This is a genomic window from Muriicola sp. (assembly GCF_049669965.1).
Lineage (GTDB): Bacteria > Bacteroidota > Bacteroidia > Flavobacteriales > Flavobacteriaceae > Muriicola.
Genome location: NZ_JBATLB010000124.1, coordinates 1 through 10598, shown reverse-complemented (window position 1 = coordinate 10598; position 10598 = coordinate 1). Strand labels below are relative to the sequence as shown.

The window sequence follows — 10598 nt, the reverse complement described above, 5'->3', positions numbered from 1 at the left end:
AACAAGGCATCCACAGGCACATCAAGATAGCTAAGAGCGCCGTTGACGGCATCCTGTACCTCCTTATTGCCCCTGGCATAATTGACCAATAAGCGGGCTAATGGACCTACTTCCATTGGCTTACCTTTCCATCTCGGTGTTTTGATAAAACTGTATTTCTGATCTACATCCAAGTATTCATAAGGTGGTTTTGGTCCGGAATATTTGATATTAGTTTCTCCATCCCATGGATGGCGGCCCTTATCGGCCCCTTCCTCATAATTGTCATACCAGGAGTTATTTACAAACTCCTCTATATCCTCATTTCTGTGGTCTACATCGTAAACTTTGGAAAGGTCCCGGTCTAAGATGATCCCCTGCTGAAACTTAAAGCTGGAAATGTCGTTATACCCATTGGTAGGAAAATCCCCATAACACATATAATTGCCAAATCCTTTGCCAATACCACCCCAGTCCTTATAAAAGGAGGCAATGGCCAACAAATCCGGAATATAGACCTGTTCAATAAATCGTTTACCTTCTTCCAGTAGTTTCCCTACATAGGCTAAGCGTTCTGCATTGATACCACCAGGGCTTTCGGTATTGATGGCACAGGCCATACCCCCAACGAGATAGTTTGGGTGCGGGTTCTTTCCACCAAAAATGGTATGTACCTTAACGATCTCTTTCTGCCATTCTAAAGCTTCCAAATAATGAGCAACAGCCAATAGGTTAACTTCTGCCGGAAGTTTCATTTGAGGGTGACCCCAGTATCCGTTGGCAAAGATGCCCAACTGACCGCTCTCCACAAATTTGGTGACTCGTTTTTTCACGTCAGAAAAATATCCCGGGGAACTTTTTGGCCAACTGGAAATGCTTTGAGCGAGTTCGGACGTTTTTATAGGATCGGCCTTCAGGGCATTGACTACGTCTACCCAATCTAATGCGTGAAGGTGATAAAAGTGCACCGAATGATCGTGCATATACAAGGCTCCTTCCATAATATTCCTTACCATTTCCGCATTGGGTGGAACAGCGATTCCCAGGGAATCTTCCACAGCGCGAACTGAAGCCAAGGCATGCACCGTGGTACATACCCCGCAGGCTCTCTGGACAAATGCCCAGACATCCCTGGGATCCCTTCCTTTTACTATGTTTTCAAGGCCACGAACCATAGGACTGGAACTATAGGCCTCGGTAATTATCCCGTCTTTTACCTCTACTTCAATACGCAAATGACCTTCAATCCTTGTTATCGGGTCAACTACAATTCTATTTGCCATGATCTCTGCTTTATGATTCTAGTTTTTTTTCATTTTTCTTACCACTCGAAATTTCGCTTTTCAGCTCTTTTCGTTTGGAAATATTCGCTGCGATGGCGTGTGCAGCCAACCCTCCGGCTAATACCCCTGCAGCCACTTTACCTATGGTATCTGCAGAACTCTCAATTCCGAAGCCGGCCAGACCGGTAAGGCGCTCATAGAATGGCCCGTTGTCCCAGAATTCTTCTTCACTACAACCTATACAACCGTGTCCCGACTGAATAGGAAAACTTACCCCATTATTCCATTTAATGGTGCCACAGGCGTTGTAGGTCATTGGACCTCTGCAGCCAACCTTATAAAGGCAATATCCATCTTTTGCATTCTGATCATCAAAGGTTTCCGCAAATAGCCCTGCGTCGTAATAAGGTCTTCGATAACAGCTGTCATGCACACGTTTAGAGTAGAAGGCTTTTGGCCTGCCAAGTCCGTCAAGTTCTGGCAATCTTCCAAAAGTTACCACGTGCACAATAATTCCCGCCATTACCTCGCCGATAGGCGGGCAACCTGGTACTCGGATAATGGGTTTGTTCTTCACTATCTTATGAATAGGAGTTGCCTCTGTTGGGTTGGGATATGCGGCTTGCACACATCCATTGGAAGCGCAGCTTCCCCATGCAATAATAGCCTTAGCACCTTCGGCAGCTTCCAGGAATAGATCTTTCGCAGATCTGCCTGCAATACAGCAGTAATTTCCGTCGTCTCCTAATGGTACAGATCCTTCCACACAAAGAATGTATTCTCCTTTGTACTTATCCATAGTTGCCTGTTTTGCAGCTTCAGCCTGATGGCCGGAGGCAGCCATAAGTGTAAGTGTATAATCAAGGGAGATCTTATCCAGAATAATGTCGGCCACAATAGGGTGGTCCGACCGTATGAAGGATTCGCTACAACAGGTACATTCCTGATAGTGTTCCCAGATAACCGGTAATCTGTACGTTGTCTCAAGTGATTTAGCAACCTGGGCGATCATTGAAGATTCTAGTCCCATATATGCAGTGATATAGGTGGCGAACTTCATAAAGTCCCGTCTGGAGTATCCATGTTTAACGATACTCTCGTAATAGGTTTGTTTTGTATCCGTTTGCGTGGCCATGATAAATTTGAATTTATAAACGATTTGATTCAAAAAAGATCCGATAGTCTTAAATGTAATTACCTCACTCTAAATAAAATATGACTTTTGTCATGATCCGAAAAAAATCATTTCATTAGTATTGTATTGACTATCAGAAGGAAGAAAATGCATGAATTATCGGTTGCATTGGGGATCGTTAAAATTGCCGAAGATGAAACCGCCAAGGCGAAGGCCAAAACGGTAGAATTAATTGAACTCGAGATCGGAACTTTAGCCGGGATTGAGTTTGAATCGCTCGATTTTGTATGGCCTGCTGCTGTTAAGGATACTGTTTTGGAACACGCCAAAAGGATGATCCATAAGATTGAGGCTAAAGGACAATGTGTGGACTGTGATACTGTATTTAGCATGAAGCATTTATATGATGCCTGCCCTCAATGTCACAGTAATTTTAAAGGAATTTTACAGGGGAAAGAACTACGAGTAAAAGCCCTGGAAGTAGTTTAACAATAATAAATCAATACTGTTATGTGCGGTACATGTGGTTGCGGAAGCGAAGAAAATGGCGTCTTAATTATAAAGCCAGGTAAAAAAGAACATCAGGATCATGACCATACTCATGACCATGGAGATCACCATCATCACCATGAACATCCTCATGATCACGGACATTCGCATGATCACGAACACTCTCATGATCATTCACACCAGCACCATGATCATACACACGATTCGCATGAAAAAAAAGTGCTGCGGGTGGAACAGGATATTCTACAGCAAAATGAGATTATGGCTGCCAAGAACAGGGGGTTTTTTGAAGCCAAAAATATAATTGCACTTAATTTGGTAAGCTCACCGGGTTCGGGAAAAACGGCTTTGCTGGAAAGGACACTACGCGACCTTAAAGAAGAGATCCCTTTCTATGTGATCGAAGGCGATCAACAAACACTAAATGATGCCAACAGAATTGCCGCATTAAAAGTTCCTGTGATACAGATCAATACTGGGAAAGGCTGTCATCTGGAAAGTGATATGGTATACGACGCAGTAAAAAAATTGAATATAAAAGATGATTCGGTCCTGATGATAGAAAATGTTGGAAACCTTGTATGTCCATCCATGTTCAACCTTGGAGAAGATAAAAGGGTGGTGATCATCAGCACAACGGAAGGAACAGATAAGCCCATAAAATATCCGGATATGTTCCATACGGCAGATCTGTGCATTATCAATAAAATAGACCTCTTGCCGTATCTGAATATCGATATTGAGGAGATAAAGAAATACGCCTTACAAGTTAACCCACATCTTGAGTTTTGTGAAGTTTCGGCAACCACAGGAGAAGGAATGAATCAGTGGTATACTTGGTTGAAAAAAAACATAAATTTTAGTTCCGTAAGTACAACCACACATTCTTGATCTTATGTGCCTAGCCATTCCAGGAAAACTCATAGCAATTACCTCCCAGCTCGATGAAACATTCAGAGTTGGAAAAGTATCTTTTGACGGTGTACTAAAAGAGGTTAGTCTTACCCTTGTTCCCGAGGCCAGGGTGGAAGATTATGTATTGGTCCATGTAGGCGCAGCAATCAGTGTAGTAGATGAGGACGAAGCAAAGAAAACCTTTGACATACTAAAACAGTTGGGGGAATTAAACGAATTGGACACGCCGGATAGCAACAACTAAACAACATTACCACCTTGCCTTATTTTGAAATAAAAGAGGATGAATTTAAATTGCCTCCTGCCTATTTCGCAGATATAGATGGGCTGGTGGCTGTTGGTGGTTCCATGTCAACGCAAAATCTGCTTGCCGCCTATAATGCCGGCATCTACTACTGGCATCATCCCTTAAAGCGCATTCAGTGGTGGTCCCCGGATCCCAGGACGGTTTTGTATCCCAAAAGCTTTGAAATAGAACAGTTGCCCCCCCAGGCCCCCGTTCATAAGCACGAGTTACAATTCAACAAGAACTTCGAAGGTGTTTTACGACTGTGCCAGGAACACAATAATCTGAAGGATGGGATGAGCCCACAGTGGTTATCTGAGCGCATGTTCCGCATTTTTATGGAACTGCACGGAATGGGCTATGCCCAATCGGTTGAGGCCTGGGAAGGAGATGCATTAAAGGGAGGGATCTTTGGCCTGGCCATTGGAAATATTTTTTTCGGAGAGTATTTAGTAGCTGCAAATCCGGATATGGCTCATGAGCTGATCAGAGCTCTTTTAAAAAGACTACGGGAAAAGAAATTTCAGTTAGTAGACATGCAAAAACCAACTGTCTTTGTGCCGGGTATTGAATATGAAGAAATGGCCAGGATCAACTATGTAAATCTTTGCAAGGAAAATGAAAGAAACTTTGCCAGGCAAGAAATAAACACCTTATAACCTAAATGACAGATCCTATGCGAGCTACATTAGAAGACCGACTTCAAAAAGCTGCTATTTTCCTCCAGGAAGATAAGCTAGAGGACTCAATCACAGAATATACGGAGGCCCTGAAACATCCTCTTAGTAGTACACAAAAAATAGATCTGTATATGGTCCTGGGCCGACTCTATCAAAAATTAAAAATGCCAAATAAGGCAATAGCTGCCTTCCAGGAATCTTTGATATTGTACAAAACCGAACAAGAAAAAGGGAACGAAGCCGAGATTGCTTCTGTACATAATAATCTGGCTGCCGCCCTTCTACCCTCTGATGTTTCATCTGCAATCACACACTATAAAGCAGCTATATCTTTCTATAAAGAGCTTGTTGAAGCTAATGGCTCCTCTTATACTTCACACCTTGCCAACACACATTTTGCCCTGGGCGAAGCATTTGTTCAAAAAGGAAATCTCCTATCTGCCAAAAAGCATTATAAAGAGGCCATTAAACGATATGAAGCTCTCCCGGAACTAAACGCTCTGAAGGCGAGGGCACATTATCAACTTGGGGTTATTTATACAGATGAGTTTAATCTTTTTGATGCAAAAAAACATTATACCAAGGCCCTTGACCTTTATGAGTTGCAGGAGTCTTCGGGTAACGGACCTGGTATGGCCATCATGGCTGCCTTACATAACAATTTGGCTGTTACTTATAATTCCATGGATGAGCATCCAAAAGCTATTGCTGCCTATCAGCGTTCTCTTGATATCTATAAGCAACTGACAAGTACCCACAGGGATGTTTTTCTTCCTTATGAGGCAGCAACCCTCAATAGCCTTGCTATTTTATTTGCCAGCTCACAGGAACTGGAGAAGGCTATCGACTATATGCAACAATCAATTGATGCATACCACAGTCTATCCGATTTACATCCGGAGCAGTATATTCACTATCTGGCTACCTCTTTGCACAACATAGGATTGTTTTACTTTGAAGACAAGAACTATCAAAAAGCAGAACATTTCTTTTCTGAAGCCCTTTCGCTTCGCAGGAAGATGGCCTCGGAAGAACCTGAAGCCTTTGGCCCTGATGTATGTGCTACCGCATTGAACCTTGTGGAACTATATCAGATAAACCTGGAAACACAACTCGACATCTCCTTAAAATCCAAAAGCCTTGAAATACTGGACGAGGTAAAAAGCAGACTGGACAGCTTTAAAGATCACCGGCTCGTCATCAATAATATGAGAATGGACTGTATTGCGCAAATGGAATATTTTAACGCAATTGACCTGGAAACACTTACTCTTCAATATGTTACAAAAAAAACAAGCGAATACAAGGAAGAAATAAACAGTACCATCCTACCTTCTGAAAAATTTGTCTTTCAACAGGAGCTTACAAGCTTGCTAGAAGAAAAACAGGCCCAATTTCCAGAAAATATTGAAATCAATGCCCTATTGGTAATGTCATATAATGATCTTGCCTGGCTTTTACTGCGTATGAATCAGCCTGAGAAAGCCAAATCTTATATTCATAAAGGTCAGCTTCTGGATGATTCATCCCATTTACTTTTGTGCAATCTTGCCCATTGTTTTCTTTTGGAAAAAGAAGCTCAGAAGGCTTTGGATCACTACCGTAAATTCCTTAGCGCCGATGTTGGCTCACAGGGGTTTACAGACATCATTCGAAAAGATCTTGAAATGCTGCTTAAAGAAGGTGCAGATAAAAACTTGGTAAATGATATCAGAGAGGCGCTTACTATTTAGTAGAAACTTAACCAATATTTTATTCTAACATCCTTTTAATTGGTTTCTCGTTAGTAAATGGCATTTCCTTACCTTTATCCGCCTGTGCTATATGTATGAAAAAAATACGTTCCCTCCTGCTTCTTTTGATCATTTTGCTGCTAGCTACTTTGCTTATCTGTGATGCAATCATTGACAAGGGTGCGGAAGGGAAGACTTTTTACAGCATTCAAAAACTTCACAAAAACAAAGTAGGTATTGTGCTGGGTACCTCAAGCCATCTTATTCAAGGAGGAAACAATCCTTATTACACCAATCGAATTGCTGCGACCATCGCCCTTTACAAGGCGGGAAAAATAGACCTGGTTTTGGTCAGCGGAGACAATGCTACTCAGTACTATAATGAACCAGATACTTTTAAAAAGGATCTTATTAAAGGTGGTATCCCAGAAGACAAGATCATTCTGGACCCCTCTGGCCTGCGTACATTAGATTCAATGGTACGCGCCAAGGAAGTATTTGGCCTGGACAGCGTTACAGTCATTTCCCAAAAATTCCAGAACGAACGCGCTATTTACCTGGCCCAAAAAAAAGGTCTTTACGCAATTGGGTATAATGCAAAGGATATAGAGGGTTCTCAAGGGATGAAAGTTCAGGTTCGGGAATACTTTGCCCGGGTAAAGGTTTTTATAGATCTGCTTCTCAATACCCAACCCACCTCAAACGGGGATAAAATTTCCATCCCCTGAACAGAATTACATAAAATATTCTACTTTAGAGGGGTACTTAGTATATGCCTAGTTTAAAAACCTTAGTAAAAAATTTAGGTCCCGGTCTGTTGTTTGCAAGCATGGCCATTGGTACCTCTCATTTAGTACTCTCTACCAAAGCAGGAGCTCAATACGGCTGGGTGATGGTGATCCCAATCATTCTGGCCAATATTTTAAAATACCCCTTTTTTGAATTTGGAATACGTTATACGACGGTAACCAACACCTCACTTATTGAAGGCTATCGCAACCGCGGAAAAGGATATCTCTGGCTCTACACTTTTATAACTTTGATGACCACTTTTACCATTTTGGCAGCCTTGTATGTGGTAACAGCCGGCCTCTTCATTAACCTCTTTAAGGTACATGACGTCTCGGTTAGCACGGTGGCACTTGGACTGTTTATCTTTATCTCGGGCGTTCTTATTATTGGGCGCTATAAATTCCTGGAACTCTCCCTTAAGTTCGTGGTCTCTATCTTGTTCATAGCCTTGCTGGTCACCACTATCTTAGTGATTTACAAAGGGCAGGTAACTCCTGATCCCAATTTTGAGCCGATACCTATTTTTAATGAGGTGGGAATCTTGTTTTTAATCGGTTTGGTTGGATGGATGCCTACCGCAGTGGAGGCAAGCAGTTGGATCAGTTTATGGACCCTGGAGAAACAAAAAGTTACCAAAAGAAGGTTACCCCTGAATGAGGCTTTACAAGAATTTAATTCGGGATACTACATGACGGCACTTTTGGCCATCTTCTTTTTGATCATAGGTTGGATGACCCTTTATGGCACCCAGACGGAGCTAAGCAGTAATGCAGTTACTTTTGCGGATCAGGTGGTGCAATTGTTCACCACCCACATAGGGAAATGGGCCTATATTTTTATTGCCGTATCGGCCTTTGCCACCATGTTCAGCACCTGTATGACCGCTCATGATGCCATTGCCCGCGTAAGTCTGGATATTTTAAAACACCTTACCCCCGCCCATAAAGACTACTCGGGTAAAAAATACTTTGCTATCGGTATCATCGGTCTGGCGGTTGTAAATTATGTGGTCTTAAGTGCCTTTGGCGCCAATATGGGAACTTTGGTGGCATTAGCTACTTTTATCTCCTTTGTGATGGCTCCTATTGTAGGTTATATGAATCTTAAAAATGTGATGAGTAGTGATCTACCGGTTAGTTTTCATCCAAAAAAAGGGTTACAGTACCTCACTTATGCGGGCATTGTATTTCTCTCACTCTTTGCCCTGTATTATTGTTGGATGATACTGTTTTAAAAGAGAAGATCGTAGTTAAGCACCACAATTAACTGGCGCTCATTCTTTTTATGGAAGGTTTCCAAACAGAATACCCCATCTGTACAATCGTTCAGCAATTTGTCCTCTCCATACCCAATTGAGTATAGAATGTTCGAAGTAGATACCCCATGGGTTTCCAGATATTCCTTAATGGCATCGGCCCTGCTTTGAGAGAGTCTGAAATTGGAGGCCCCCCCCCCTCTGCTATCTGTATGTGATTCTATCCGCAATTGCATTTGTGGAAACCTGCTTACTGCATCCACCACTTTTTCCAGTTCAATTGCTATAGCTTCGGTGATCTTGCTCTGCCCCTTGTCAAAATAGAATTTGTTCATCTTTAGCACGGTTTGACCTTCTGTTTCTTCCACCAGGTCATCTACCCTTGCGATACCTATATTAAAGGCCATGGTCTGCAATTGCTCCAGAGCTTCTCCCGTGTAGGCATTGGAGAAAATTGAATGACGACCTTTAGTGGCCTGCACGGTAATGTTCTCCCGCCATGGCACTTCTATTCTATATATACCTTCTGAGTTGGTTACTGCTTGTTTTATAACATTCCCTTCCTCATCCAGAAGTCTAACTTCCGCATCCGGGATCTTGTCATTGGTGGTAATATTCAAAACACTCCCGTTGAGGGTAAATGTCTTAATTCCCGGCTTGTCTTTTATGATAAAGCCATAGATGTCATCACTCCCTTTCCCCCCGGGACGGTTGGAGGAAAAATACCCAATAAGACTATTATCCTGATAGTTATTAATAATAAATCCGAAATCGTCCTCCTCCGAATTTAAGCCTTTCCCCAGGTTTACCGGAATGCTGTAAATGTTGTCTTCAAGAATCTCTGATTTGTAGGTGTCCATTCCTCCTAGGCCATAAAATACATCAGAGGCGAAGTACAAACTTCCCTCAAAGATATAGGGAGCTATTTCATTTCCGGGGGTATTTATACGTGGACCAAGATTGATGGGAGAAGACATGATAAGGCCATTATTGGTGTACACGTAATAGATATCCGTACCTCCCAGGCTATCCTCAAAATTAGCGGCAAAATAGAGCTTCCCGCTTTCTGCATCATAAAAAGGATAATAAAATGAAGTGCTCAGATCTTTCAGCAGGAAGCGGAAATTGCCATTTCGATCCGAGGAACCAAGAGCCAGGGAGTTTTTCCCCTTGTCATCAAAAACAAGGTCTCCATTTTCCTCATTTGAACGAATATAAAAGACTGCATCCAGAGCCTCAGAGAAATAAGGCGTTCCCTGGTGGAATTCAAAATCAGGAATGCCATTAAAAGGTCTTGTAGCCACAATATCACCTTTTACATTAAGCCTTGCGACAAATATATCCAGGAAAGATTCCCCTGAAGGTTCATATTTTCTTTTGGTGTTCAGGCTTCGGGCACTTGTAAAAAGAAGTTGATCTCTGTAAAATGAAGGAGCAAAATCTGCCTGAGGGCTGTTATCATTTACATTAAAAACAGCCGAAGCATCAGATGAATTATCCCCATTTAAGCGGAGTTCAAAATTGAAATTGGCGTTCTCCACCAATTCTGGTGTAAAGATGCTTTGATTGACATTAAGAAAAGTACGCACACTATCCGTTCCTTTGGTAAATGACATGGCCTGAAGCATTTTATTCAGATGGTAGACAGAAAATACCGAATCTTTAGAATAAATCTCAAGATAGGTATCCGCTGCGCGCTCATAGTTGCTAAGCTTCATAAATGATTCAGCAAGATTTAAATACTGTTGTGTACTCAGAGGTTGTGACTTCATTTCCTTCAGATACTCTCTAATGGCTCCCTGATACTGATATTCAAAGAACAAAACATCACCTTTAGACTGTCCTTTTTGACTCAAGGAGATCCCTGAGACCAGCAGGCAAAAAAAGAAGATATATTGTTTTAGTTTCATAGGGTAGGTTTTAAAAGAATCTGGGGGTGTCTATTTGTTTACCCTTTTTATTTTTTGATTTATCAGATTTTACCCGGTTGCCACCTTCTCCCAGGAAGAATTTCAGGATTATCTCATGTG

At 42.0% G+C, this 10598-nt stretch carries 10 protein-coding genes; 7 read left to right on the top strand and 3 right to left on the bottom strand.

Annotated features, from left to right (window positions below):
* Together WBM49_RS06865 and WBM49_RS06860 are read right to left on the bottom strand one after the other, a co-directional pair.
* A partial coding sequence (locus tag WBM49_RS06865; RefSeq protein WP_424371318.1) for a nickel-dependent hydrogenase large subunit occupies positions 1-1262 on the bottom strand: 1262 nt, incomplete at its 3' end.
* A 10-nt stretch (positions 1263-1272) separates the two neighbouring features.
* Positions 1273-2397, bottom strand: a complete 1125-nt coding sequence (locus tag WBM49_RS06860; RefSeq protein WP_424371317.1) for a hydrogenase small subunit — start codon at positions 2395-2397, stop codon at positions 1273-1275.
* A 147-nt stretch (positions 2398-2544) separates the two neighbouring features.
* Between WBM49_RS06860 and hypA the strand changes: the two genes are divergently transcribed.
* From hypA to WBM49_RS06825, 7 genes are all read left to right on the top strand, one after another.
* Positions 2545-2886 carry a hydrogenase maturation nickel metallochaperone HypA gene (gene hypA, locus WBM49_RS06855; RefSeq protein WP_424371316.1) on the top strand — a complete coding sequence of 114 codons (342 nt, stop codon included), beginning with the start codon at positions 2545-2547 and terminating at the stop codon, positions 2884-2886.
* A gap of 21 nt (positions 2887-2907) precedes the next feature.
* Positions 2908-3798, top strand: coding sequence for a hydrogenase nickel incorporation protein HypB (hypB, locus tag WBM49_RS06850; RefSeq protein WP_424371315.1), 891 nt, complete (start codon positions 2908-2910; stop codon positions 3796-3798).
* Positions 3799-3802: 4 nt separating this feature from the next.
* Positions 3803-4066 (top strand): HypC/HybG/HupF family hydrogenase formation chaperone, encoded by a 264-nt coding sequence (locus WBM49_RS06845; RefSeq protein ID WP_424371314.1) that lies wholly within the window; start codon positions 3803-3805, stop codon positions 4064-4066.
* A gap of 14 nt (positions 4067-4080) precedes the next feature.
* Positions 4081-4767, top strand: coding sequence for a leucyl/phenylalanyl-tRNA--protein transferase (locus tag WBM49_RS06840; RefSeq protein WP_424371313.1), 687 nt, complete (start codon positions 4081-4083; stop codon positions 4765-4767).
* A gap of 17 nt (positions 4768-4784) precedes the next feature.
* Positions 4785-6521, top strand: coding sequence for a tetratricopeptide repeat protein (locus tag WBM49_RS06835; RefSeq protein ID WP_424371312.1), 1737 nt, complete (start codon positions 4785-4787; stop codon positions 6519-6521).
* 95 nt (positions 6522-6616) lie between these two features.
* Positions 6617-7249 (top strand): SanA/YdcF family protein, encoded by a 633-nt coding sequence (locus tag WBM49_RS06830; protein ID WP_424371311.1) that lies wholly within the window; start codon positions 6617-6619, stop codon positions 7247-7249.
* A 44-nt stretch (positions 7250-7293) separates the two neighbouring features.
* Positions 7294-8547 carry an NRAMP family divalent metal transporter gene (locus WBM49_RS06825; protein ID WP_424371310.1) on the top strand — a complete coding sequence of 418 codons (1254 nt, stop codon included), beginning with the start codon at positions 7294-7296 and terminating at the stop codon, positions 8545-8547.
* Here WBM49_RS06825 and WBM49_RS06820 read toward each other — a convergent pair.
* A complete protein-coding gene (locus WBM49_RS06820; protein WP_424371309.1) occupies positions 8544-10478 on the bottom strand; it encodes an OmpA family protein in 1935 nt (644 codons plus the stop codon). The two genes, WBM49_RS06825 and WBM49_RS06820, sit on opposite strands and share 4 nt — an antisense overlap.
* Positions 10479-10598 lie beyond the last annotated feature (120 nt).

Coding starts and splice junctions, on each gene's coding strand:
- hypA (WP_424371316.1), top strand. CDS start 2,545: ATGCATGAATTATCGGTTGCATTGGGGATCGTTAAAATTGCCGAAGAT.
- WBM49_RS06845 (WP_424371314.1), top strand. CDS start 3,803: ATGTGCCTAGCCATTCCAGGAAAACTCATAGCAATTACCTCCCAGCTC.
- WBM49_RS06825 (WP_424371310.1), top strand. CDS start 7,294: ATGCCTAGTTTAAAAACCTTAGTAAAAAATTTAGGTCCCGGTCTGTTG.
- WBM49_RS06835 (WP_424371312.1), top strand. CDS start 4,785: ATGCGAGCTACATTAGAAGACCGACTTCAAAAAGCTGCTATTTTCCTC.
- WBM49_RS06820 (WP_424371309.1), bottom strand. CDS start 10,478: ATGAAACTAAAACAATATATCTTCTTTTTTTGCCTGCTGGTCTCAGGG.
- WBM49_RS06830 (WP_424371311.1), top strand. CDS start 6,617: ATGAAAAAAATACGTTCCCTCCTGCTTCTTTTGATCATTTTGCTGCTA.
- hypB (WP_424371315.1), top strand. CDS start 2,908: ATGTGCGGTACATGTGGTTGCGGAAGCGAAGAAAATGGCGTCTTAATT.
- WBM49_RS06860 (WP_424371317.1), bottom strand. CDS start 2,397: ATGGCCACGCAAACGGATACAAAACAAACCTATTACGAGAGTATCGTT.